Below are 24,614 nucleotides of genomic sequence, written 5' to 3' on the forward strand. Positions count from 1 at the left end.
ACGCGAAGAAAATAAATCCGCTGATTACATGAAAAGAGCCGGATTGCTCCGGCCCTTCTGGTCAGGTCTTGAGGTGATGCCGGGGTCATTCTCCCGGCGCCAGATGCGGGGCTTCGATCTTTGCGCCTGCATGTTTCAACGGACGTTCACCTGAGAGCTTGCGGATCAGCACATAGAACACCGGCGTCATGAAGATGCCGAAGGCCGTCACGCCGATCATGCCTGCAAAGACTGCGACACCCATGGCTGAGCGCATTTCCGCGCCAGCACCTGTCGACATTACCAGAGGCACCACGCCCATGATGAAGGCCATCGAGGTCATCAGGATCGGGCGCAGACGCAACCGGCTTGCCTCGACCGCCGCCTGCACGACACTTCGTCCGGACAGCTCCAGCTCGCGGGCGAATTCCACGATCAGGATCGCGTTCTTTGCCGACAGCCCTACAAGGACTATCAAGCCGATCTGGGTGAAGACGTTGTTGTCACCTCCTGTCAACCAGACGCCGGTGAGTGCGGCCATGATCCCCATTGGTACGATCATGATGATCGACAGCGGCAGGGCAAGGCTTTCATATTGCGCGGCCAGAACCAGATAGACGAGCAGCAACGCCAGCGGGAAGACGAGGAAACCTGAATTACCGGCGAGAATCTGCTGGTAGGTCAGATCGGTCCACTCGTAAGCGATGCCCGGAGGCAGGGTTTCTTCCGCGATCCGTTCGATGGCAGCCTGTGCCTGCCCGGACGAGAAGCCGGGAGCCGGGTTGCCGTTGATATCTGCGGAAAGGAAGCCGTTATAACGGATGGCGCGTTCCGCACCTACGGTCTGCTCGACTTTCAGAAGAGCCGACAGCGGGATCATCTCGCCCGACTGCGAACGAACCTTCAGCTTGCCGATATCTTCGGCATGGCTTCTGTAATTCGCGTCGGCCTGAATGCGCACGCTATAGGTACGTCCAAAGGCATTGAAGTCGTTGACATAGAGCGAACCCAGATAAATCTGCAGGGTTTCGAACACATCGGTCACCGCCACGCCCAGCTGCCGTGCCTTCGTGCGATCAAGATCGGCATAAAGCTGCGGCACATTGATCTGGTAGCTCGAATAGAGACCAGCCAGCTCGGGTGTCTGATAGGCCTTGGCGAGAAACGCTTTGGTCGCATCGTCCAGCGCCTTGAAGCCAAGCCCGTTGCGATCCTCAAGCTGGAGCTTGAAGCCGCCTGTCGTGCCGAGACCCTGAACGGGCGGTGGCGGGAACATGGCGATGAAAGCATCCTGAATGGCGCCGAACTGCTGGTTCAGTTCTCCGGTGATGGCATTGGCCGAAAGTTCCGGGGTTTTACGCTCCTCGAACGGCTTCAGCGTCACGAAAACGATGCCGGAGTTCGACGAGTTGGTGAAACCATTGATCGACAGACCGGGGAAGGCAATGGCATTGGCCACGCCCGGATGCTTGAGGGCAATGTCGCTCATGCGGCGGATCACATCTTCCGAACGGTCGAGCGTTGCCGCATCCGGCAATTGCGCGAAGCCGATCAAATATTGCTTGTCCTGCGCCGGAACGAAGCCGCCGGGCACTGCACGGAACAGCACGAAGGTGACGCCGAGCAGCACGACATAGAGGCCCATCACCAGCGACTTGCGCGAGAGAATGCTGCCAACGCCGCGGCCATAGGCGTTTGAACTTGCACCAAAGAAACGGTTGAAGCCACGGAAGAACCAGCCGAACAGCCTGTCCATGATCCGGGTCAGCCGATCCTTCGGCGCATCGTGACCGCGCAGCAGCAGAGCTGCCAGAGCAGGCGAAAGCGTCAGCGAGTTGAAGGCGGAGATCACCGTCGAGATCGCGATGGTGAGAGCGAACTGGCGGTAGAACTGACCGGTCAGACCGGTGATGAAGGCAAGCGGCACGAAGACCGCAACCAGCACCAGTGCGATGGCGATGATCGGCCCGGACACTTCCTGCATGGCGCGATAGGTTGCCTCGACCGGCGACAGGCCCTGCTCGATGTTACGCTCGACATTTTCCACTACCACGATGGCGTCATCGACCACGATGCCGATGGCAAGCACGAGGCCGAAGAGGCTGAGCGCATTGATGGAGAAGCCGAACACATACATCACCGCAAACGTGCCGACGATGGAGACGGGAACGGCAACCAGTGGGATGATGGAGGCGCGCCATGTCTGCAGGAACATGATAACGACGATCACCACCAGCACGATGGCTTCAAGCAGGGTATGAATGACCGATTCAATCGAGGCTTTCACAAACGCCGTCGTGTCATAGACGATGTCGAAATCCACGCCTTCCGGCATAGTTTTCTTCAGGTCGGCCATGGCGGCATGGACGTTTTCGGAAATTTCAAGCGCATTGGAGCCGGGTGCCTGAAACACGCCCATGCCAACCGCTGACTTGTTGTCGAGGAGCGAGCGCAGGGAATAATCAGCGGCGCCCATTTCGACACGCGCAACATCGCCCAGCCGGGTGATTTCACCTTCGCTGCCCGATTTCACGACGATGTTCGCGAACTCTTCCGGTGATTGGAGACGGCCTTGCGCATTGACGGATAGCTGAAGGTCGAGGCCCGAAACGGACGGCGATGCGCCGATGACACCGGCAGCAGCCTGAACGTTCTGCTGGCGGATGGCAGTGGCGATATCGCTTGCAGAAAGTCCGCGTTCGGCTGCCTTCTGCGGGTCAATCCAGACGCGCATCGAATAATCACCGCCGCCGAATATCTGCACCTGACCGACGCCCGGAATACGGGCGATACGATCCTTGACGTTCAAAACGGCATAGTTGCGCAGATAGTTCACGTCATACCGGCCATCGGGCGAGATGAGGTGAACCACCAGCGTCAGGTCGGGCGAGCTTTTGGCAGTTGTGACGCCAAGGGTGCGCACTTCTTCCGGCAGGCGCGGTTCGGCCTGCGAAATACGGTTCTGCACCAGCTGCTGGGCCTGATCGGGATCGGTGCCGAGCGCAAATGTGACGGTCAGCGTCATGACGCCGTCGGCGGTCGCCTGGCTCTGCATATAAAGCATGCCTTCGACGCCGTTGATCTGTTCTTCAAGCGGCGTGGCGACGGTTTCGGAAATAACGGCTGGGTTGGCGCCCGGATATTGCGCGCGAACTACGATTTGTGGCGGCACGACTTCCGGATATTCCGAGATCGGAAGACCTGTCATGCCGATCAGACCGGCAACGAAGATCAGGACCGACAGAACGCCAGCGAAGACCGGGCGGTCGACGAAAAAGCGTGAAAAGTTCATCTGTTTATCCCCCTTAAGCGGGAAGGCAAAGACTCTCCCGGCCCGCGGGAACAAGTGTTCTCGCGGGTTGTTTAGGCTGAGTGTTTGCGTTTATGCGCGCTTCAGGCGCGCACTGTTTCAATGAGCATTTCCAGCAAAAGTGCGAAGCGGTTTTGCGTGAGGTAAATGCGTACAAGCAAAGAGATAGAGCGGTTCCACGATTCCGTTCAAACTGGAACCGCTCTAGTTCTGGGCAAGTGTTTCGGTTACCGGTTGCGGTGCGACGACCACGCCTGGACGAATGCGCTGCAGGCCGTTCACGACGATATTCTCGCCGGGCTTCAACCCGCTTTCGATAATGCGCAGGCCGTCATAATTGCGACCAAGAACTACCTGCCGGTATTCAACCTTGTTATCCGTGCCGACCACGAAGACGAACTTCTTGTCCTGATCGGAAGAAATCGCCCGGTCGCTCACCACCAGTTTTTCATCCGGTTCGGGCTCACCGAAACGAATGCGGACAAACTGGCCAGGAATGAGCCTTCCGTCCGGATTGTCGATTGCCGCACGAACCCGAATTGTGCCGGTTGTGGCATCGACTTCATTGTTGATGAGCTGAATATGGCCGGAAATCGGGGTGCCTTCATCGGAAGCAGTGCCGATCTGGACAGGAATGCGCTCGATGGCGTTTCCGCCAGGCGAGGCTGCAAGCTTGGCAAGCGCCTTGGTGACGACTTCCTCATTGGCGCTGAAGCTTGCATAGATCGGATCGACCGAAACAAGCGTGGTCAGGACCGGCGAGGCGGAACTTGCCGCAACGAGATTGCCTGCCGTGACTTCCAGCCGCCCGACGCGACCGGAAATCGGTGCGCGCACTTCGGTATATTGAAGATCGAGCTCGGCGGAACGCAGGGCTGCCTTGGCGGAACGTAAGCTTGCCTGCGTCTCATCATAGGCGCTGGAGCGCTGGTCGAGGCCGCTTTGGGCGATCGTACGGGTGGTCACGAGCTGGCGCCCGCGTTCCAGTTCGGTCTTGGCCAGTGCGACGCGGGCTTCTTCAGCGGAAACCTGCGCTTTTGCCTTTTCGACCGCCGCCGCATAGGGCTCGGGATCGATGGTGACGAGCAGGTCACCCTGTTTCACCAGAGCGCCTTCGCGGAAATGGGTTTTCAGGATGGCGCCGCCGACACGCGGCCGAATTTCTACCCGGTCAATCGCTTCCAGACGGCCGGAAAACTCTTCCCAGCTTACGATGCGTCGCGATTCTGCCTTGGCGACCGAAACCGGCACGGCGGGCGGTGGAGCGGAAATATCGGTTGCAGCATCGGCCTTGAGGTGAGGCGCGCCAAAGAGAATGGCGCCGCCGCCGGCTGCAGACAATAGGATACTCAGGCCGGCGCCCCATAGCGCCCGGCGGGCTGTGATCGATGTCATTGTTGTATCTCCTAACCGGTGGGGGCCGGCTTCAATGTGAGCACCAGATCAAAGCTTGGGAGGACTTTAAAACTGATGTTATGCTGCGATTGACTTTGCTCCTGCCTGCCGGAAGAAATCGGAAAACAGGTCGATAAGTTTATGTTCCTGTGGCGACCAGTCGGTGCCCGCCACCTTGTTTTCGGCTATCCAGCCGGCTTTCCCGGGCAGGACATGCGATTGTACCTTCACGCCCGCCTGACGGAGACGCTCGGCATAGGCCTGCGTTTCATCGCGCATCGGGCACTGGGCGCTGGTGACAAGCAAGGTGGGTGCCAGACCAGCAAGACGCGTACACAGGGCAGGCGCGGCGTAGGGGTGGGTGAAACCCGCACACTCGCCCAGATAATGCTGCCAGCCATCCGACATCGTCTGGACGGCGCTTTCCGGGCAATGCTTGCGGAAAGACGCCGTGGCGAGGCAGGGGTCGAGCATGGGCGAAAGCAGTATCTGACCCTTGAGTTCGGTCAGATATTGATCGCGCGCCATGAGGGCTACGCCGGCAGCAATATTGCCGCCCGCCTCTTCACCGGCGACGAACAGCATCGACTTCTTGTGCGCTAATTCAGGGCAACGCGCGCGCATCGAAGACAAAATGGAGTAGGCTATCTCAAGCGCCGCCGGGAACGGGTTGAGGCAGGCCGACGAATATTCTGGCGACACGACCACCGCACCTGCCTCGGCAAGTGTTTCGGCAACACGCTCGCAGTCACCAAGGCAGTTGACCGAGAAAGCACCGCCGTGAAGGTGCAACACCACAGGCGGCGGAGAGAGCAACTTAGCGCCCTTATAAATGCGCGCCGTGCAGTTGGTGTTACCCGCCTGCATTGTCTCAACCGTAAACTTCTCGCACATCTTTCTTGGCCTTCATGTATAGCGGCAAACCGCCATTGTTAGATATTAGCATTGTCTATAGGCTGGAATAGTCCCCTATAATTGGTTACACTGTCCAGAATCTCGAACAATGACGGCTTTTTGATAATGGACCAGCTCTCGGCCATGCGCGCTTTTCTCCGGGTTGTTGAAACCGGGAACTTCACGCGCGCCTCCGCCTCGCTCAATATGCCCAAGGCAACGATCAGCAATCTTATCCAAGGATTGGAAACCCATCTTCGTACAAAACTCCTCAATCGTACGACCCGCCGTGTTCTCGTAACACCGGATGGCGCACTTTACTATGAGCGCGCTGCACGATTGCTGGCCGATCTTGCGGAACTTGACGGCAGCTTGTCGAGCGCCCAGACCTTGCCCAAAGGTCGCCTGCGCGTGGAAATGGCGAGCGCGGTCGCCAATCTCATCATTATTCCGGCGCTGATCGAGTTTCATCAGCGTTATCCCGATATCCAGATCGATCTTGGCGTATCGGACCGGCCTGTCGATTATGTGGCGGAGAACGTCGATTGCGCCATCCGCATTGGCGAGCTGGCCGACCAGTCGCTGATTGCGCGGCGCATCGGCGACATGCATTTCATCGCCTGCGCTTCCGCCGAATATCTCGACCGTTGTTCCACGCCACTGCACCCGTCCGATCTCGGCAGGAACTGCACGGTGGTCGGTTATTTCCGGCCATCGACCGGCCAGCAGATGCCGTTCCGTTTCAAAAAAGGGACGGAGGAAATCGAGGTCAACGGACGCTATGTGGTGGCAGCGAACGAATCGACCACCTATCTCGCAGCCGCGCGCGCAGGGCTCGGTGTGGTGCAGGCACCCTTGTTCATGGTGAAGGATGACATAGAAAACGGCACGTTGCGCCCCGTCCTGCAGGAGTGGGAAATCGAGCCGATGCCGATCTATCTGGTCTATCCACCCAACCGCCACCTCAGCAACCGCCTTCGTGTCTTTGCCGACTGGGTCGTCAAGACCGTTGCAAAGTCACAGCTTAATGGGAGTTAGAACGGTCCTGTTATAGCAGGACTGTTCTAACGAATTGGTTTGCCGCACTATCCTAGGCAAAACCGCTTCGCGCTTTTGCTGGAAATGCTCTAGCGCGCGCACCGCCGCTTGTTGAGCCGGACCTTGATCTTGTCGGGAGAAGTGCTTTTCGCCTTGTGACCCGACGAGATGATATGCGCTCGCACGGTGCAGTCGCCTGCGAGAACCTCGAAATTATTGGAGCGGATATACATCACCGTATTGATCGGCTGGTCGGGCATTTTCTGCGCGACGGCGTTGATGACAGCGGTGACTTCCTTCGCCCTTTGTTTCGAACTGCCATTGCTGGCAGCCAGCGCCGGGCTGAGCGCGGATGAAAATGCGAATATGCCCGCAAACAGAAAAGCAGTCTTAGCTTTCTTCATTGGCATGGCCTCCGATTGAGCTGGAATTGAATGGACCAACATAGGCCCCAATTGCGTCAATACCAGTACCGGAAAGCCGTTTTACCCGCTCTTTGCTTCGTTTATGCCGTTTGTGATGCGCTTGACCGTGGTCGCGACAAGAAGCAGGCATAGGAGCGGCTGCAGCCAGAAAATCCATTGTGGCAGAATGCCATCAATGGAAATCCATGCGCCGAGCACGCCAAAGACCACAGCGCGGTCACTTTTGCCCATCGGGCCGTCATAGCGGCGGCTCGCACCCACGGACGCACCGGCAACGCCTGCAAATTCCGTAAGGGTGGCCAGAAAGATAATCGCGAATAGCCATGGGCCGGTGAACGGCGCGATGATCGCGAAGGGCGCATAAAGGGCAGCATCGGAAACAACGTCTCCAATCTCGTTGAGATAGGCACCCAGTGTCGATTTCTGTCCGTGTTCGCGCGCCAGCATTCCGTCGACGGCGTTCAGCGCCATGCGCAGGAAAAGCCAGATCGGGACGAGTGCAAACCATGCCGCGTTACCGCTCAACGCCAGAAAAGCGCCAAGTATGATCGAGACGAGCGCGGCAGCGACTGTAACCTGATTGGCCGTTACACCGCCTGCAGCAAGTCGCACGACAAGAGGTCTCAGTAAATTCTGGAAACGCGACTTGAGTTGATAAACCGACATCAAGAATCTCTTGGGAAACGAAGAATAAGTATTGAACAGCTATTTGCGGTTCGCTCCAGCTCGTTTATTCAAACATTTTGTTTCACTCAATAGAAATTGCGGGCAATTGTCCCATGAGGAAACAGGTGGAGAGGGGATGGCATGAACGAGCACGCTACAAATCGGCATCGCGCGGCGCAGGAAAGCCAGTTCGTCACCCATGACGGCACGTCGCTGTTCTACCGTTTCTGGCCGGCAATTTCCGGCAGGCCGAAAGGCGTGATTGTCCTCCTGCATCGTGGCCATGAGCACAGCGGACGCGTCGCACACCTCGTTGATGAGCTGGGGCTGGATGACTACGCCTTCTACGCCTGGGATGCACGCGGCCACGGCCAGTCGCCGGGCGTGCGCGGCTTCTCGCCGTCCTTCGGCGCGTCGATCCGTGACCTCGACAGTTTTGTCGCCCATATCTGTCAGGAAACTGGCACCGCCATCGAGGATGTGGCAATTATCGCGCAGAGTGTCGGCGCGGTTCTGGCTGCGGCCTGGGTGCATGACTATGCGCCGAATATTCGGGCGCTGGTGCTGGCTTCGCCCGCTTTCGACATCAAGCTCTATGTGCCATTCGCCAAGGAAGGCATCGGCCTGTGGCAGAAGCTGAAAGGCACCTTCTACGTCAATTCATACGTCAAGCCGCAATTCCTGACCCATGATCCGGAACGCATCGAATCCTATCGTACCGATCCGCTGATTACGCGCCCCATCGCCTCGCACATCCTGCTGCAACTCTATGAGACGGCGAAGCGCGTGGTGGATGATGCGCGGGCGATCACCGTTCCGACGCAACTGCTCATTTCCGGCAGCGATTTTGTCGTGCGTCCTGCGCCGCAACATCGCTTCTTTGAAAATCTCGGCAGCCGCATCAAGGAGCGGCATGTTCTGAAAGGGTTCTATCACGACACGCTCGGCGAACGGGATCGCAAACCCGCAATCGAACTCATCCACGATTTCATCGAGTTCCGTTTTGCCGAAAAGCCGCAGCGCGCCGATCTGACGGATGCGCATATTGCCGGCCACACGCGCGACGAGGCCGACCGGTTGTCCAGCCCGCTGCCGCTTCTGACCGCGCAGGGGCTTTACTGGGCGTCGACACGCGCTTCGATAGCCTTCGGTGCGTTGTTTTCGGAAGGGTTGAAAGTCGGCAAGCGCACGGGGTTCGATTCCGGTTCCACGCTCGATTATGTCTATGAGAATGAAGCACGGGGCCTCGGGCCGGGTGGCAAGCTCATCGACAAGCAGTTTCTGGAAGCGATCGGCTGGCGGGGTATCCGCCAGCGCAAGGTGCATCTGGAAGAACTGATCGGTGCGGCGATCAAACGGCTCAAAAGCGAGGGCCGCTCGACCAATATTCTCGACATTGCCTGCGGCCATGGCCGCTATGTCATCGATGCGATGGTGCGTGCCGACGCCATGCCGGACAGCATTCACCTGCGCGATTATTCGCCGATCAATGTGCTGGCGGGCAACAAGCTCATCCGGGATCGCGGGCTGGAGGCGATTGCCCATATGGAAGAGGGTGACGCATTTAACGAGGAAAGCCTTGCAGCGGTCACGCCGCAGCCGGACCTCGCCATCGTGTCCGGTCTTTACGAGCTTTTCCCGGACAATGCGCTCATTAACCGGTCGCTTTCGGGCCTCGCCCGTGTGCAGAAACCCGGCTCACTGCTCATTTACACCAACCAGCCATGGCATCCGCAGCTTGAAATGATCGCGCGTGCGCTCACGTCACATCGCGGCGGCGAGGCATGGGTGATGCGCCGTCGCACGCAGGGCGAAATGGATCAGCTTGTCGAGAAGGCCGGTTATCGCAAGATCGAACAGCGCGTCGATCAGTGGGGCATTTTCACCGTCTCGATTGCGGAGCGCGTGGGAGACGGCCAAGCGTGACAGTGCATTTGACGCAACTTGACGGATCTTCGCGGCGGCCTGTGATCCGTCGCGCGATCCTTTGGCTTCTGTTTCTAGCGCCCTTTTTCTACCTGACCTACGGTACGGCCAACTGGCTCGCATCGCAGCAAGGTCATGTGCCTAACCTTGCTTTCGGATGGGAAAGCCAAGTTCCGTTTATCGCGTGGAGCATCGTTCCCTATTGGTCGGTCAATCTGTTTTATGCGATTGCGCTGTTCGTCAATGACAGCCCCGAACAGGTCGACCGGCTGGCAAAACGCTATCTGACGGCACAGATCATCGCTGTTCTCTGCTTCGTCGCTTTTCCGTTGACCGCAACTTTTGTAAAACCGGCAACGGCAGGTCTTCCGGGTTTTATGTTCGATGTGCTTGGCGGCTTCGACAAACCTTTTAATCAGGCGCCCTCGCTGCATATCGCGCTCTTGATCATCATCTGGGATCAGATGCGCCGCGTGATGGGCGATACCATACGCATGGTCTGGCATGTCTGGTGTCTGCTGATCGGTCTGTCGGTGCTGACCACCTATCAGCATCACGCGGTCGATATTCCGGCAGGTGCTTTGCTTGGCCTGTTTGCCTTGTGGCTTTTTCCGCGCAGCGGTCCTTCGCCGCTGGCAGAGTTTCGGTTCACATCAGACCCCAAAGCCGGAAGGATCGGGTTTTACTATCTGGCAGGCGCAATCCTGTTTCTGGTGCTCGCCATCCATGGCCTGACCGTCACCGGCTATGCAGTTTTCTGGCTCTGGCCTGCAACGGCACTGGCCATTGTAGCGCTTGGCTATTTCGGTGCAGGTGCTGGCATTTTCCAGAAGCAGACAGATGGATCGGTCAGTCTCGCAAGCCGTTGGCTGCTTTGGCCTTACCGATTTTTTGCCCGGCTGAATGTGCGGTTCTGGACACGCAAGCTGCCGCCGCATGTCGAGTTGGCCGACGGAGTGTTTCTCGGGCATTTTCCAAGAGCCGCAGAACCCTCATCCTTTGCTGCCGTCATTGATCTTGCCGCTGAAATGGTGCCACCGCTGCATGCCACGGAATGGAAAAACTTTGGCACGCTCGATCTGGTCGCGCCGTCATCGGAAAAGGTGCAACTGGCCTCCGATGCCGTTGAAGCCGCACGCCATCACGGCCCGGTTCTTGTCTGTTGCGCGCTTGGTTTTCAGCGCAGCGCAACAGTTGCGGTCGCATGGCTCGTCTCTACCGGGCGTGTCGCCAATGCGCGAGAAGCCGAAGCGCTGATCCGTGCCAGGGGCTGGCCGGTGCATCTGCATTTGGCGGAGGAGCTGACATGAATTCTCCGGCAGCGTCCATAGCAATTGTTCTGCGCCGCAATGCCTTTCTCGGCATCGTTGTCGCCGTGGCTTTGCTTGCGGTCGCGCCCTTCATGCGCCCGGTGCATGATCTGGCCTTCTGGCTGATCTGGCCGCTTTTGTTGGTAAGCGCGTTGATCGTGCTGGGTATCGCTGCGCATCTCCTGTTCGATGCCGCGCTTTTCAAGCTGATCGCCGGTTCCGGTGAAACGGGCTTGGGTGAGGTAGACAGCATTCTTGAGCGCATGGGGTTGCGCTCCAATGACGGCACGGTCCGTCCACTCGCGAAAAGGATAGAAGGCTCGCGACGCATCATGGGGCGTCTGCGGTTCTTCATGGGGCTGGGTATCGTACTTTTCATTCTGCTGGCCACGGTGCCATTGGGTCAGGGGCTGTGACATGCGGGAACTGATCCGCCATCAGGTGCAATCGACGTTCGGTTCGTTTCTCGCAATCCTGTCGCGCGGGATTACCGGCGTGCGTCCGATCTGGAGCGGCACCGGTCCGTCGCGCAATCAGCGTATCTATTTTGCCAACCATACAAGCCATGGCGATTTCATCCTGCTTTCCTCCTGTCTCGATCAGGAAGAGCGCGCGCGCACCCGTGCAGTTGCTGGTGCTGATTACTGGCGGGGCAACCGCGTGCGCCAGTTCATGGCAGAAGTTCTGTTGCGCACCGTGCTTGTCGAGCGCAACTGGGTGGAACGCACGCAAGACCCGATGGAAGTCATGCTGAAAGCGTTGGCCGATGGTCATTCGCTCATCATCTTCCCCGAAGGCACACGCAACATGACCGACGAAGCGCTGCTGCGCTTTCGTTCCGGCATCTATAATCTGGCGCTGGCACGCCCCGATGTCGAGCTGGTGCCGTGCTGGATCGAAAACATGTCGCGTGTGCTGCCCAAGGGCGCCATGCTGCCGGTGCCGCTTCTTTGCCGTGTCATTTTCGGTGCGCCGGTGCAGCTTTGCGAGGGTGAGGACCGCAAGGAATTTCTCGCCCGCGCCCGTCAGAGCCTTCTCGATATTCAGCCCCAGAATGGTAATCACTCATGAGTGAAACGACCCGATTATTCCTTGGCCTCATGGGCGTTCTGATAACGGCAAGCGCCGTCGCCGGTGTTCTTTCATGGCGCGCGCCGAAGCCGCTTTCGTCCACGCTGGTCAATCTCAATGCCCGCATCAAGGCGTGGTGGATCATGGTCGGGGCCATGTGCATCGCCTTCCTGTTCGGCAAGGGCGGCGTGATCGTGCTGTTCGCGCTGATCTCGTTTGCCGCCTTGCGCGAATATGCGACGCTGACGCAGACACGCCGCGCCGACCATCGCGTGCTGCTCGGCATGTTCCTGCTGGTCATTCCGGTGCAATACTATCTGATCTGGATCGACTGGTACGGGCTCTATTCCATCTTCATCCCGGTCTATTGCTTCCTCGCCATGCCGGTTCTGACTGCACTTTCCGGGGACACGTCGCGCTTTCTGGAGCGTATCAGCGAGCAGCAATGGGGCATCATGCTGTCGGTCTATTGCATAAGCCATGTGCCCGCGCTGATGACACTGGATATTCCCGGTTTTGACGGTAAGAAACTGCTTCTGATCGCGTTTCTGGTGGCCACCGTGCAGGGCAGCGATGTGCTGCAGTATATTTTCGGAAAGCTGTTTGGAAAAAATCGCATCGCGCCCAGCATATCGCCGTCCAAAACCTGGGAAGGTTTTGTGGGCGGTGTCGCGAGCGCCTCTCTTCTGGGGGCCGGTCTTGCATGGCTCACACCGTTTTCGCCTGTGCAGGCGGGTGCCCTTGCGGCCACATCATGCATCATGGGTTTCTTCGGCGGGCTTGTTGCTTCCGCTATCAAGCGCGATCGCGGCGTGAAGGACTGGGGCCATATGATCGAAGGACATGGCGGGATGCTCGACCGGGCCGACAGTCTCGTCTTTTCGGCTCCGGTCTTCTTCCATATCGTGCGCTATTTCTGGACCTGAGCTCTGAATATTTGTTTCGTCGCATTATCCTAGGCAAAACCGCTTAGCACTTTTGCTGGAAATGCCCGGGTCGGTCAGGGCAGCTTCAAAGCAATGAACTGTGAAACCTGACCGTGGTTGAAATTGTTATCCGAGGCAAGGATCAGCGTTCTCTTGCCGTCAATCATCGGCCCGAAGGTGATGGCCTCTATATTGTCGATGTCGAGGCCGAAATCACCTTCGTTCAGCTGGAGGAAAAGTTTCTTGCTGAGCGATGTCACAGACTGATTGGCCAGTGAGGGCACATCCTTTACATTGCTGGCACCGTCGAAAGATGCGCGGTAGAGCGTAATACGATTGCCCACACCCATGGCGAAGGAGCGCTCGACGGTGAGGAGATCGTTTCCATCGGAAACGAATTCCGACAGACCGTTATCGTTCCAGAAGGGCGGCAGCGTCGCCTTGGTGAAGATCGGGTCGGTGTCATAGGCATATTCTGCCGTCACATTGCCTGAGGCGAGGTCAAAGGCGATGATGCGTGAACGGCTGCCATGATCGAGTGTCGCCTTGTCTCCATCCTGTGTCAGGGCGTTTTCCGTCCCCGCCAGAAGCGTCTTGCCGTCCGGTGTGATGGTCAGGCTTTCAAAAGACAGATTGTTGCGGACGCCGCGTGTCTTGCCTTCGTCGGGAATGTAGGCTTCCGGCAAAGCAAATTCGCGAATGAAACTGCCATCGGTCTTTGCTTCGCCGATAAAAGGCCTGCCGTTCTTATCGCCTTCGCTTGACCAGTAGATCGTGCCGGTCGCCGTGTTGAAACGGATGCTTTCAGGGTCCACATCCTTCAGCGCAAATGATTTGCCGGCCTTGTCCAGAAGCGTGACTGTTTCCAGAACATCAAGGCTTTGCACGCCGGAACCGTCGATGGCGAGCTTGAGCTTGTAAAAGCGCGCAGGTGCGTTTTCCGAACGATCGTCGGATATGGCGTAATAGATATTTTCACGTGGGTCGTAGTCGAGGCCGGAAATTCCGCCGAATTCAATGCCGCCGATTTTCAGGCCGGTCGGTAGCGTGATAGCGCCGATGAGTTCCGGCTTCTGCATTTCCTGTGCCGCAGCGCTGGTGGCAAGGGCAAGAAACAGTGCAACAAAAGGTGCTTTCATGGCGGATATCCGTTCGATCAGGAAAGTCACCGGATAGTCGTTCTGTTTGACAGGAAGATGAAAGCCGGTCTCAAACCCTGTCGGCCGTGCGCGCCGGTTCTTCCCTGTCGATCAGATGGGAAGGTGCCGCAAACTGCAGCAGCTTGTTCTTGTTCGTGATCTTGATTGCAGAGGCCTGCACACTGACACCGTGGGACCCGAGCGTTGCAAAACTGCGCGACAGGTTCTCCGGCGTCATGCCGAGATAGGCGGCAAGTGTCCGCTTTTCATAAGGAATCATTACGACATCTGCGCCGTTGTTAAAAAGCGATTCCTTGACGATCCAGTTGGCGAGGCGCTGCACACTGCTTCTAAGCTTCTGCGCCTTCAGCTCTTTGACCAGACGACGATAGGCGCGTGCCGTTTCAAAGACGACGGCGCGCATGAAACCGACGTCCTCGCTCATCAAGTCCCGAACCAGACTTGAAGGCACCATCAGCACACGGGTTGGCGTGAGGGTCTGTGCAGTTTGCAGGCACACATCGTCATTGAGCACGGCTGCGAGAATGAAAATATCGGCGGCGCGCAATATTTCCAGCGCGGTTTCGCCGTCGTCCGATTTCGCGGACATCAACACGAGGCCGTCCAGGATTGCGAACAGGAAGTCCGCAGGCTCGTCTTCCTTGATAAGGGTCGTGCGTGGCGGAAACGACTGCACGAAGCTCGGGCGCATGATCCGCTCGAAAGTGGCATCTGCCATATCCATGAAGAGCGGCAAATTCTTCAGCGCGTCGATGTCTTCTTTCCGCATTAAACCTCACTTTTGGGGTCAAGTTTTCATCAGTCTATTATGCTTGATAAATATCAATTACGCAATATGCATAAATCAATACTTTGAACTAACTAGGTCTATTTTGGTCGTTAAGCCACGAATATCTAAAATTCAACTTGAATAGTCTAAAGATATTGATCTTAATCAATGTATTCATCTGAAAGTCGACGCATAAGTGCATACGAAACCTCCAATGGTATTCAATTCGGAGTACGCCTATGCAACATGTCGCAGGGGAAAATCCCAGGGCGCAGACCACGGCGCTAGCGATGAGTACGACCGCTTTCACAGTGTGTTTTGCGGTCTGGACCATCTTTGCAATCATCGGCATTGAAATTCGATCCGAGCTGGGCTTAAGCGAAACCCAGTTCGGCTTGCTCGTCGGTACGCCGATCCTTACGGGATCGCTGATCCGCGTCATTCTGGGCATCTGGGCGGATCGCTATGGCGGTCGGGCCATCTTCACGCTCACAATGCTGGTCTCGGCGGTTGCCACCTATCTTCTGACCTACGCCACCACCTATCCGCAAATGCTGATTGCAGCGCTTGGTGTTGGCGTGGCGGGCGGGTCGTTCTCGGTTGGCGTTGCCTATGTCTCGCGCTGGTATCCGCCGGAAAAGCAGGGCGTTGCGCTTGGCATTTTCGGCGCGGGCAATGTTGGAGCGGCGGTGACGAAGTTCTTCGCGCCGATGGTCATGGTTGCATTCGGCTGGCATACGGTCGCCGAAGTCTGGGCGGCCGCGATGGTCGTCATGGCGCTGATTTTCTATTTCACCACGAGCGATGATCCGGTCCTGGTCGAGCGTCGGTGCAAGGGCGAAAAACCCGCCAGCACCTTGATGGAGCTGGAGCCGCTGAAGAATATTCAGGTCTGGCGTTTCTCGCTTTACTATTTCTTCGTCTTCGGCGCCTTCGTGGCTCTCGCGCTGTGGCTGCCGCAATAACTGATCCATGTCTATGGCGTCGATATTCGCCTCGCAGGTATTATCGCTGCGTTCTTCTCTGTCCCGGCAAGTCTTTTCCGCGCCTATGGCGGACATCTTTCGGATGTCTATGGCGCGCGCCGGGTCATGTACTGGACCTTCGCCGTCTCGCTGGTCGCGACATTCATACTGTCTTATCCGCCGACGGACTATGTCATCCAGAGCGATAATGGTCCGCTGGCCTTCCATGCCGAAATGGGCGTGATCGGCTTCACCATCACCGTCTTCATCCTCGGCTTCTTCATGGCCTTGGGCAAGGCAGCCGTCTTCAAGCACATTCCGGTCTACTATCCGGGCAATGTCGGCTCCGTCGGCGGTCTGGTGGGTATGATCGGCGGTCTCGGCGGCTTCATCCTGCCGATCCTGTTCGGTGTACTTCTGGACCAGACCGGCCTCTGGACGAGCTGCTTCATGCTGCTCTTTGTCATCGTCGCGGTTTCCTTTGCGTGGATGCATGTCTCGATCCGCCAGATGGAGCGCGCAGCCGAAGGCAAGACGACGGAAGAGCTTCCGGCCTTTGCTGAATTGCAGGGCTTGAAGAAAGCCGACGTCAAGCCGGCAAAGGGCGATTCCGTCCTGACCGACTGGCGTCCGGACGATCCGACCTTCTGGGAAGAGAAGGGAAGAAGGATCGCCAAGCGCAACCTGTGGCTTTCGATCCCGGCACTGCTTCTGTCCTTCGCCATCTGGCAGGTCTGGTCCGTGGTGGTGGCAAAGCTGCCACTGGTGGGCTACCAGTTCACGACCGACCAGCTGTTCTGGCTGGCAGCGCTACCCGGCATCTCGGGCGCGACCTTCCGCATCTTCTATTCCTTCATGGTGCCGATCTTCGGCGGCCGCCTGTGGACCACACTGACCACCTGGTCGCTGGTCATTCCGGCCATCGGTATCGGCTATGCCGTGCAGAACCCGAATACGCCTTACTTCATCTTCCTGCTGCTGGCGCTCTGCTGCGGCTTCGGCGGCGGTAACTTCGCCTCCTCCATGTCCAACATCTCCTTCTTCTTCCCGAAGAAAGAGAAGGGCAATGCGGCAGCGCTCAATGCAGGACTCGGCAATCTCGGCGTCAGCGTCGTGCAGTTCGTGGTTCCGCTGGTCATCACCGCCGGTATCTTCGGCAAGCTTGGCGGCGATCCGTCAATGATTGCGACCGAAGCGGGCAGCACGCCGCTCTGGCTGCAGAATGCCGGCTTCTTCTTCGTGCCGTTCATCATCATCACGGCTTTCGCCAACTGGTTCGGCATGAACGATATCGCGTCGGCCAAGGCTTCGTTTGCCGATCAGGCCGTCATTTTCCGCCGCAAGCACAACTGGATCATGTGCTGGCTTTATACCGGCACGTTCGGCTCGTTCATCGGTTATTCGGCTGGCTTCCCGCTTCTGACCAATATCCTGTTCCCTGAGGTTAATACACTTCAGTTCGCCTTCCTCGGACCTCTTGTCGGCGCGCTGTCGCGGTCGGGTTCGGGCTGGCTTGCCGATAAATATGGCGGCGGACGCGTCACCATCTGGGCATTCGTCCTGATGATGATCGGCGTGGCGGGCGTACTGTACTTCGTCGGCATCAAGGATCAGCCGAATGCGTTCTGGGGCTTCTTTGCTTCCTTCATCCTGCTGTTCTTCGCAACGGGCATCGGCAATGCCTCCACCTTCCAAATGATCCCGGCGATCATGTCGAAAGAGATGGACAGGCTTATGCCCAATGCCACCCCGGAAGAACGCCGTCACGAAGCAGACAAGGAATCTGCGGCCATCACCGGCTTCACCTCGGCCATTGCTGCCTTCGGCGCCTTCTTCATCCCGAAGGGTTACGGCACCTCGATCAGCATGACCGGCGGACCGGAAGCCGCGCTCTGGGCCTTCCTGATCTTCTACGTGACCTGCCTCGTCATCACCTGGGGCGTCTACACCCGAAAAGGCGGTCTGCTCTACGACGTGGAGCACCGCAGCAAACCAGCCGCTGCTGCTGCCTGAAGAAATAAAGTGAGGATATAATCATGAGTCTACTCCTCGATCGCCTGAACTTTCTTGCGCGCAAGAATGTCGGCACCTTCTCGGAAGGCCATGGCGTCACGACCAATGAGAACCGCGACTGGGAAGACGCCTATCGCAAGCGCTGGCAGCACGACAAGATTGTCCGCTCCACCCATGGCGTGAACTGCACCGGCTCCTGCTCGTGGAAAGTCTACGTCAAGGGCGGCATCATCACCTGGGAAACCCAGCAGACGGATTATCCGCGCACCCGGGCCGACCTGCCGAACCATGAGCCGCGCGGCTGTTCGCGCGGGGCAAGCTATAGCTGGTATGTCTATTCTGCCAACCGGGTAAAATATCCGCTGATCCGCTCCCGTCTCCTGAAGCTGTGGCGCAAGGAACGCACGCTGAAAACGCCTGTCGCGGCCTGGGCCGCGATCCAGCAGGACCCCGCCAAGCGTGCCGACTATATGAAGGTGCGCGGTCTCGGCGGCTTCGTTCGCGCAACGTGGGAAGAAGTCAACGAGATCATCGCCGCCGCCAATGCCTATACGGCCAAGACTTATGGACCGGACCGCGTGATCGGCTTCTCGCCGATCCCGGCCATGTCGATGGTGTCCTATGCGGCGGGCTCACGTTACCTGTCACTGCTCGGCGGCGTCTGCATGTCGTTCTATGACTGGTATTGCGATCTGCCGCCCGCTTCGCCGATGACATGGGGCGAACAGACCGACGTGCCGGAATCGGCAGACTGGTACAATGCCGGTTTCCTGATGCTCTGGGGTTCCAACGTACCGCAGACCCGCACGCCGGATGCGCATTTCTATACGGAAGTGCGTTACAAGGGCACCAAGTCGGTCGTGGTCTCGCCCGACTATTCGGAAGCAGCGAAGTTTTCCGATCTGTGGCTGCATCCCAAGCAGGGCACCGATGCCGCACTTGCCATGGCGCTTGGCCATGTGATCCTGCGCGAATATCACCTTGACCGGCAGGTCCCCTATTTCGAGAATTACTGCCGTAAATATTCCGACTTCCCGATGCTGGTCATGCTCTCGAAGAAGGACGGACGTTATGTGCCGGACCGCTTCCTGCGCGCTTCCGACTTCAAGGGCGATCTCGGCGAAGGCAACAATCCAGACTGGAAGACGGTCGCCTTCGACACGAAATCGGGTGCCTATGTTGCGCCGCAGGGCTCCATCGGCTTCCGCTGGGGTGATGACGGCCAGTGGAACCTTGAAGAAAAGGACGGCAAGGGCAAGGATGTGGAACTTGCCAAGAGCTTCATCGACAAGGACAGCCATGACGCCGTCGCCGATGTGGCTTTCCCATATTTCGGCAACCGCGAGCACGATTATTTTGAAGGCACGGACCATGACAGCGTGCTGGTGCGCAAGGTTCCGGCCCGCAAGCTGAAGATCAAGGGCGGCGACGTCATGGTTGCGACGGTGTTCGACCTGTTCGCAGCCAATTACGGTCTCGATCGCGGGCTTGGCGACGCGAACTCTGCCAAGTCCTATGACGAGGGCCTGCCATATACCCCGGCCTGGGCTGAGAAGATCACAGGTGTCCCGCGCGACCAGATCATTGCTGTCGCCCGCGAATTTGCAACCAATGCCGAAAAGACCAATGGTCGGTCCATGGTCATCCTCGGTGCCGGTCTCAACCACTGGTACCACATGGACATGAACTATCGTGGCATCATCAACATGCTGGTGATGTGCGGCTGTATCGGCCAGTCCGGCGGCGGCTGGAGCCATTATGTGGGGCAGGAAAAGCTGCGCCCGCAGACCGGCTGGACAGCGCTTGCCTTCGCGCTCGACTGGAACCGTCCGCCGCGTCACATGAACTCCACCTCGTTCTTCTATGCGCATACCGACCAGTGGCGCTACGAGACCGTGAAGGTGCAGGACATCCTTTCGCCCACCGCACCTGAGGGCGCGTGGGACGGCACGATGATAGACTACAACATCCGCGCCGAGCGCATGGGCTGGCTGCCTTCCGCGCCGCAGCTCCAGACCAACCCGCTGGAGCTTGCCAAAGAGGCAGCCGCATCAGGCAAGGAGCCTAAAGACTTCATCGCGAATGCTTTGAAGAACGGCACTGTCACCATGTCCTGCGAGGACCCCGACCACGAGGCCAACTGGCCGCGCAACATGTTCGTCTGGCGCTCGAACCTGCTTGGTTCGTCGGGCAAGGGGCATGAGTATTTCCTGAAGCACCTGCTCGGCACGTCGAACGGCCTGCTTGGCAAGGATCTGGGTCAGGAAGGCGCACAGGAAAGCCGCGAGGCGGTGTGGCATGAGAATGCTCCGGAAGGAAAGCTCGACCTGCTGGTCACGCTCGATTTCCGCATGTCCACAACTTGCGTCTATTCCGATATCGTTCTGCCGACTGCCACCTGGTACGAGAAGAACGACCTCAATACTTCCGACATGCACCCCTTCATCCATCCGCTGTCGAGCGCAGCCGATCCGGCATGGGAAGCACGCAGCGACTGGGAAATCTTCAAGGGTATCGCGAAGAAGTTCTCGGAAGTGGCGCCGGAAGTGCTGGGTGTCGAGAAGGACATCGTTCTTGTGCCGACCCTGCATGACACGGCGGGCGAACTGGCGCAGCCGAAGGATGTTCTTGACTGGAAGAAGGGCGAAGTCGAGCCGATCCCCGGCAAGACCATGCCATCGGTCGTGGTTGTGGAGCGCGATTATCCAAACCTCTACAAGCGCTATACGTCCGTTGGGCCGCTTCTCGACAAGCTGGGCAATGGCGGCAAGGGCATTTCGTGGAATACCGAACACGAGGTCGAGCTGCTCGGCAATCTGAACGGCAAGGTTCATGAGCCGGGGGCAAGCGAAGGACGTCCGCGCATCTATACCGACGTCGACGCAACCGAGGTCATTCTGTCGCTCGCGCCGGAAACCAACGGTGAGGTGGCGGTCAAGGCATGGGAAGCGCTGTCGAAGTTCACAGGTCGCGACCATTCGCATCTGGCCATTCCCAAGGAAGACGAGAAGATCCGCTATCGCGATATTGTTGCGCAGCCGCGCAAGATCATCTCCTCGCCAACCTGGTCGGGCATTGAATCCGAAACCGTCTGCTACAATGCAGGCTATACCAACGTGCACGAGCTGATCCCGTGGCGCACGCTGACCGGCCGTCAGCAGCTCTATCAGGATCACCTGTGGATGCGAGCTTTCGGCGAAGGCTTCTGCGTCTATCGCCCGCCGATCGATACCAAGACGGTCAATCCGGCAATCCGTGAAAAGGCGGACGGCCAGCCGCATCTGGTGCTGAACTTCATCACGCCGCACCAGAAATGGGGCATCCACTCCACCTATACGGACAATCTGTTGATGCTGACGCTCAATCGCGGCGGGCCGGTTGTCTGGATTTCGGAGCCGGATGCCGCAAAGGCTGGCATCGTCGATAATGACTGGGTGGAAGTCTACAACGCCAACGGCGCCATTGTGGCCCGTGCGGTCGTCTCCCAGCGCATGAAGGACGGAACCGTCTTCATGTATCACGCACAGGAGAAGATCGTGAATACGCCCGGCTCGCCGCTCACCGGCCAGCGCGGCGGCATTCACAACTCTGTCACCCGCATCATCACCAAGCCGACGCACATGATCGGCGGCTACGCCCACCAGTCCTATGGTTTCAACTATTACGGAACCGTCGGCTCAAACCGCGACGAGTTCGTGGTCGTGCGCAAGCTTGAGAAAGTGGACTGGATGGAAGGTCCGCTTGAAGAAGGCAACCAGAACTCCGCAGCGAAGGAGGCAGCAGAATGAAAATCCGTGCGCAAATTGGAATGGTGCTCAATCTCGACAAGTGCATCGGCTGCCACACCTGCTCCGTGACGTGCAAGAACGTCTGGACCAATCGTGAAGGCGTGGAATATGCCTGGTTCAACAATGTCGAGACCAAGCCCGGCATCGGTTTCCCGAAGGAATGGGAAAACCAGAAAAAGTGGAACGGCGGCTGGGTTCGCAAGAAGAACGGCAAGATCGAGCCGAAGATGGGCTCCAAGTGGCGCATCCTCGCCAAGATTTTCGCCAATCCGGACCTGCCGGAAATCGACGACTATTATGAACCGTTCGACTTCGATTACGGCCATCTCCAGACGGCAGGCGAAAGCAAGACCATGCCGACCGCCCGTCCGCGCTCGCTGATTTCCGGCGAGCGAATGGAAAAGATCGAATGGGGTCCGAACTGGGAAGAAATCCTCGGCGGCGAGTTCGCCAAGCGTTCGAAGGACTACAATTTCGAAGGCGTGGAAAAGGAAATCTACGGCCAGTTCGAAAACACCTTCATGATGTATCTGCCGCGCCTGTGCGAGCACTGCCTCAATCCTACCTGCGTTGCGGCCTGCCCGTCAGGGGCGATCTACAAGCGCGAGGATGACGGCATTGTCCTGATCGATCAGGAAAAGTGCCGCGGCTGGCGCATGTGCGTCTCCGGCTGCCCCTACAAGAAAATTTACTACAACTGGAGCTCCGGCAAGTCCGAAAAGTGTATCTTCTGCTATCCGCGCATCGAAGCTGGCCAGCCGACCGTATGTTCGGAAACCTGCGTCGGTCGCATCCGCTATCTGGGTGTGATGCTCTATGATGCCGACCGTATTTCGGAGGCCGCTTCCACGGCCAACGAACAGGATCTCTATGAGGAACAGCTCAATATCTTCCTGGATCCGAACGATCCTGCCGTGATCGAACAGGCGCGCAAGGACGGTGTGCCGGAAGCCTGGCTGGAATCCGCCAAGCATTCGCCGGTCTACAAGATGGCGATGGACTGGAAGATTGCCTTCCCGCTCCATCCTGAATACCGCACCCTGCCGATGGTCTGGTACGTACCGCCGCTCTCGCCGCTCCAGTCGGCTGCCGCTGCGGGCAAGCTTGGCATGGATGGTCCGCTGCCGGATGTTCGTTCCATGCGCATTCCGGTCCGCTACCTTGCCAATCTTCTGACAGCAGGCAAGGAAGAGCCGGTTATCTCGGCGCTGGAACGTATGCTCGCCATGCGTGCCTATATGCGCGCCAAGACCGTCGATGGTGTTATCGATGAGGCGATTGCCGACCGCGTCGGCATGAGCAGCGCGATGATCGAGGAAATGTACCACATCATGGCGATTGCCAATTACGAAGACCGCTTCGTCATCCCGACCACGCATCGTGAAATTACCGAGGATGCCTATGACGTGCGCGGCTCCTGCGGCTTCACTTTCGGCAATGGCTGTTCGGGTGGAACGTCGACCGAAGACCTGTTCGGCTCCAAGCGCCAGAAAGTCGTCCAGACACCAACGGATATTTTCCGGGAGCAGGTGTAATGAACAAGACCCTGAAAATCATTTCGCTGCTGCTTTCCTATCCGACCGCAGAGCTGCAACTCGGCGGCGAGGAACTGAAAAAAGCACTGGCCGGGGAAAAGCTTTCCCCCGGCATCCGCAGGCTGCTCGACAGCCTTGTCGATTATGTCTGCGACTGCGACCTCTACGAGGCGCAGGAACGTTACGTGCATCTTTTTGACCGCACGCGCTCGCTGTCGCTGCATCTTTTCGAGCATGTGCATGGTGAAAGCCGCGACCGCGGCCAGGCCATGGTCGATCTCATGAAGATGTATGACGACAACGGCTTTGTCGTAGATGCCAAGGAACTGCCGGACTATCTGCCGCTGTTCCTCGAATTCCTGTCGACACGCTCGCCAGAGGAAATCCACGATCTCCTCACCCAGACAGGCCATATCACGGCGGCCATCGGCGAGCGTCTGCGCAAGCGCCAGTCGCCTTATGCCAACGCCTTTGCGGCGCTGCTGCATGTCGCCAATGCCAAGCCGGACAAGAACCTCGTCGGAGAATTGCTTCGGCAAGAGGAAGACGACCCGAACGATCTCGCCGCACTCGACCGCATCTGGGAAGAAGAAGCGGTAACGTTTGGCGGCAATGCGGGCGACAATTCCTGCGGCCCGGACCGGTTGCGGACGCAGATGCGTGCAGCACAGCGCAAGCCCGGCAACCCGTCCAACCCTTCACATATATAGGAGACGGAAAATGGCTTATCTCCATACGTTTCTTTTCGGCATCTATCCCTACATCGCACTGAGCGTGCTCGTGCTCGGTTCGATCTTCCGTTACGACCGCGAGCCCTATACGTGGCGTTCGGGCTCAAGCCAGCTTTTGCGGCGCAAGCAGCTCATGTGGGGCTCGGTTCTGTTCCACCTTGGCGTGTTGTTCATCTTCGCCGGTCATTTCGTCGGCCTGCTGACGCCGATCTGGGTCTTCGACATGCTCGGCGTCAGCCATGAGGCAAAGCAGATTCTCGCTGTCGTGGCAGGTGGTATCGCCGGTGTGATGGCAATCGTCGGCGCCAGCATGCTTGTGCATCGCCGTGTGTTCGATCCGCGTGTTCGTGCGTCCTCGCGGCCATCCGACACGCTGATCATCATTCTGTTGTGGTTGCAGCTTCTGCTCGGTCTCAGCACCATTCCGATCTCGCTGCAGCATCTGGACGGCGGCGAAATGGTGACATTCATGAACTGGGCGCAAGGCATCTTCACCTTCAATCCGGCTGCATCAAGTTACATCACCAATGCGTCGATCATCTTCAAGATGCATATCTTCTTAGGCTTGACCATATTCCTGCTGTTCCCGTTCACGCGCCTTGTGCATATGCTGAGCGCTCCGGTGCGCTACATCTGGCGTCCGGGCTATCAGGTCGTGCGTGAGCGCAACCATACGGCTCAGCCCTCGCATATGCGTATTCCTGCGGAGTAAG

Annotated in this window: 17 protein-coding genes and 1 pseudogene; 11 read left to right on the forward strand and 7 right to left on the reverse strand. The window is 58.0% G+C overall.

Annotated elements, in window-relative coordinates:
• Positions 1 to 85: 85 nt before the first annotated feature.
• From CES86_RS17570 to CES86_RS17580, 3 genes are all read right to left on the reverse strand, one after another.
• On the reverse strand, positions 86 to 3,271 hold the full coding sequence (locus CES86_RS17570) for an efflux RND transporter permease subunit (protein WP_011982625.1): 3,186 nt from the start codon (positions 3,269 to 3,271) through the stop codon (positions 86 to 88).
• Positions 3,272 to 3,493: 222 nt separating this feature from the next.
• The gene (locus CES86_RS17575) at positions 3,494 to 4,684 is read right to left on the reverse strand and encodes an efflux RND transporter periplasmic adaptor subunit (RefSeq protein WP_029928162.1); all 1,191 of its coding nucleotides are present in this window, start codon (positions 4,682 to 4,684) and stop codon (positions 3,494 to 3,496) included.
• 78 nt (positions 4,685 to 4,762) lie between these two features.
• Positions 4,763 to 5,578, reverse strand: a complete 816-nt coding sequence (locus CES86_RS17580; RefSeq protein WP_029928160.1) for an alpha/beta hydrolase — start codon at positions 5,576 to 5,578, stop codon at positions 4,763 to 4,765.
• A 126-nt stretch (positions 5,579 to 5,704) separates the two neighbouring features.
• Between CES86_RS17580 and CES86_RS17585 the strand changes: the two genes are divergently transcribed.
• A complete protein-coding gene (locus CES86_RS17585) occupies positions 5,705 to 6,616 on the forward strand; it encodes a LysR family transcriptional regulator (protein WP_029928158.1) in 912 nt (303 codons plus the stop codon).
• Between the two features lie 89 nt (positions 6,617 to 6,705).
• Here CES86_RS17585 and CES86_RS17590 read toward each other — a convergent pair whose 3' ends face one another.
• Positions 6,706 to 7,020 (reverse strand): hypothetical protein, encoded by a 315-nt coding sequence (locus tag CES86_RS17590; protein WP_029928156.1) that lies wholly within the window; start codon positions 7,018 to 7,020, stop codon positions 6,706 to 6,708.
• 81 nt (positions 7,021 to 7,101) lie between these two features.
• The gene (locus tag CES86_RS17595) at positions 7,102 to 7,707 is read right to left on the reverse strand and encodes a CDP-alcohol phosphatidyltransferase family protein (protein ID WP_029928153.1); all 606 of its coding nucleotides are present in this window, start codon (positions 7,705 to 7,707) and stop codon (positions 7,102 to 7,104) included.
• Positions 7,708 to 7,848: 141 nt separating this feature from the next.
• Between CES86_RS17595 and CES86_RS17600 the strand changes: the two genes are divergently transcribed.
• Genes CES86_RS17600 through CES86_RS17620 form a run of 5 tightly spaced genes read left to right on the forward strand, consistent with a single transcriptional unit; the run spans position 7,849 to position 12,940 of the window.
• Complete coding sequence (locus tag CES86_RS17600) at positions 7,849 to 9,633, forward strand: bifunctional alpha/beta hydrolase/class I SAM-dependent methyltransferase (protein WP_094515037.1); 1,785 nt, start codon at positions 7,849 to 7,851, stop codon at positions 9,631 to 9,633.
• Positions 9,630 to 10,943, forward strand: coding sequence for a phosphatase PAP2/dual specificity phosphatase family protein (locus tag CES86_RS17605; RefSeq protein ID WP_036596223.1), 1,314 nt, complete (start codon positions 9,630 to 9,632; stop codon positions 10,941 to 10,943). Before CES86_RS17600 ends, CES86_RS17605 begins: the two co-directional genes overlap by 4 nt.
• Positions 10,940 to 11,359 (forward strand): hypothetical protein, encoded by a 420-nt coding sequence (locus tag CES86_RS17610; RefSeq protein WP_029928147.1) that lies wholly within the window; start codon positions 10,940 to 10,942, stop codon positions 11,357 to 11,359. The genes CES86_RS17605 and CES86_RS17610 overlap by 4 nt, the downstream gene beginning before the upstream one ends.
• A 1-nt stretch (position 11,360) precedes the next feature.
• Positions 11,361 to 12,014, forward strand: a complete 654-nt coding sequence (locus tag CES86_RS17615) for a lysophospholipid acyltransferase family protein (protein ID WP_029928145.1) — start codon at positions 11,361 to 11,363, stop codon at positions 12,012 to 12,014.
• A complete protein-coding gene (locus CES86_RS17620) occupies positions 12,011 to 12,940 on the forward strand; it encodes a phosphatidate cytidylyltransferase (RefSeq protein ID WP_029928143.1) in 930 nt (309 codons plus the stop codon). The genes CES86_RS17615 and CES86_RS17620 overlap by 4 nt, the downstream gene beginning before the upstream one ends.
• A 74-nt stretch (positions 12,941 to 13,014) precedes the next feature.
• Here the strand turns inward: CES86_RS17620 and CES86_RS17625 are convergent, their stop codons facing one another.
• Both CES86_RS17625 and CES86_RS17630 read right to left on the reverse strand, forming a co-directional pair.
• Positions 13,015 to 14,079 (reverse strand): esterase-like activity of phytase family protein, encoded by a 1,065-nt coding sequence (locus CES86_RS17625; protein WP_029928141.1) that lies wholly within the window; start codon positions 14,077 to 14,079, stop codon positions 13,015 to 13,017.
• Positions 14,080 to 14,149: 70 nt separating this feature from the next.
• Positions 14,150 to 14,869: a cyclic nucleotide-binding domain-containing protein gene (locus CES86_RS17630; RefSeq protein WP_010660850.1), complete on the reverse strand. Its 720-nt coding sequence runs from the start codon at positions 14,867 to 14,869 to the stop codon at positions 14,150 to 14,152.
• 239 nt (positions 14,870 to 15,108) lie between these two features.
• Here CES86_RS17630 and CES86_RS17635 point away from each other — a divergent pair.
• From CES86_RS17635 to narI, 5 genes and pseudogenes are all read left to right on the forward strand, one after another.
• Positions 15,109 to 17,847: pseudogene (locus CES86_RS17635) on the forward strand (nitrate/nitrite transporter).
• A 23-nt stretch (positions 17,848 to 17,870) separates the two neighbouring features.
• Entirely contained in the window at positions 17,871 to 21,635 is a 3,765-nt protein-coding gene (locus CES86_RS17640) for a nitrate reductase subunit alpha (protein ID WP_029928137.1), read from the forward strand.
• A complete protein-coding gene (gene narH, locus CES86_RS17645) occupies positions 21,632 to 23,170 on the forward strand; it encodes a nitrate reductase subunit beta (protein ID WP_010660853.1) in 1,539 nt (512 codons plus the stop codon). The genes CES86_RS17640 and narH overlap by 4 nt, the downstream gene beginning before the upstream one ends.
• Positions 23,170 to 23,880 carry a nitrate reductase molybdenum cofactor assembly chaperone gene (gene narJ / locus CES86_RS17650; protein WP_029928134.1) on the forward strand — a complete coding sequence of 237 codons (711 nt, stop codon included), beginning with the start codon at positions 23,170 to 23,172 and terminating at the stop codon, positions 23,878 to 23,880. Before narH ends, narJ begins: the two co-directional genes overlap by 1 nt.
• Before the next feature lie 10 nt (positions 23,881 to 23,890).
• The gene (narI, locus tag CES86_RS17655; protein WP_010660855.1) at positions 23,891 to 24,613 is read left to right on the forward strand and encodes a respiratory nitrate reductase subunit gamma; all 723 of its coding nucleotides are present in this window, start codon (positions 23,891 to 23,893) and stop codon (positions 24,611 to 24,613) included.
• Position 24,614: the final 1 nt, after the last annotated feature.

It is taken from the genome of Brucella lupini, assembly GCF_002252535.1.
In the GTDB taxonomy this organism is placed as follows: Bacteria; Pseudomonadota; Alphaproteobacteria; order Rhizobiales; family Rhizobiaceae; genus Brucella; species Brucella anthropi.

Excerpts from the sequence above, each read along its gene's own strand:
- CES86_RS17610 (WP_029928147.1), top strand. The coding sequence starts at position 10,940 with ATGAATTCTCCGGCAGCGTCCATAGCAATTGTTCTGCGCCGCAATGCC.
- narJ (WP_029928134.1), top strand. The coding sequence starts at position 23,170 with ATGAACAAGACCCTGAAAATCATTTCGCTGCTGCTTTCCTATCCGACC.
- CES86_RS17585 (WP_029928158.1), top strand. The coding sequence starts at position 5,705 with ATGGACCAGCTCTCGGCCATGCGCGCTTTTCTCCGGGTTGTTGAAACC.
- CES86_RS17640 (WP_029928137.1), top strand. The coding sequence starts at position 17,871 with ATGAGTCTACTCCTCGATCGCCTGAACTTTCTTGCGCGCAAGAATGTC.
- CES86_RS17590 (WP_029928156.1), bottom strand. The coding sequence starts at position 7,020 with ATGAAGAAAGCTAAGACTGCTTTTCTGTTTGCGGGCATATTCGCATTT.
- CES86_RS17625 (WP_029928141.1), bottom strand. The coding sequence starts at position 14,079 with ATGAAAGCACCTTTTGTTGCACTGTTTCTTGCCCTTGCCACCAGCGCT.
- CES86_RS17595 (WP_029928153.1), bottom strand. The coding sequence starts at position 7,707 with ATGTCGGTTTATCAACTCAAGTCGCGTTTCCAGAATTTACTGAGACCT.
- narI (WP_010660855.1), top strand. The coding sequence starts at position 23,891 with ATGGCTTATCTCCATACGTTTCTTTTCGGCATCTATCCCTACATCGCA.
- CES86_RS17615 (WP_029928145.1), top strand. The coding sequence starts at position 11,361 with ATGCGGGAACTGATCCGCCATCAGGTGCAATCGACGTTCGGTTCGTTT.
- CES86_RS17575 (WP_029928162.1), bottom strand. The coding sequence starts at position 4,684 with ATGACATCGATCACAGCCCGCCGGGCGCTATGGGGCGCCGGCCTGAGT.
- CES86_RS17600 (WP_094515037.1), top strand. The coding sequence starts at position 7,849 with ATGAACGAGCACGCTACAAATCGGCATCGCGCGGCGCAGGAAAGCCAG.
- CES86_RS17620 (WP_029928143.1), top strand. The coding sequence starts at position 12,011 with ATGAGTGAAACGACCCGATTATTCCTTGGCCTCATGGGCGTTCTGATA.
- narH (WP_010660853.1), top strand. The coding sequence starts at position 21,632 with ATGAAAATCCGTGCGCAAATTGGAATGGTGCTCAATCTCGACAAGTGC.
- CES86_RS17630 (WP_010660850.1), bottom strand. The coding sequence starts at position 14,869 with ATGCGGAAAGAAGACATCGACGCGCTGAAGAATTTGCCGCTCTTCATG.
- CES86_RS17580 (WP_029928160.1), bottom strand. The coding sequence starts at position 5,578 with ATGTGCGAGAAGTTTACGGTTGAGACAATGCAGGCGGGTAACACCAAC.
- CES86_RS17570 (WP_011982625.1), bottom strand. The coding sequence starts at position 3,271 with ATGAACTTTTCACGCTTTTTCGTCGACCGCCCGGTCTTCGCTGGCGTT.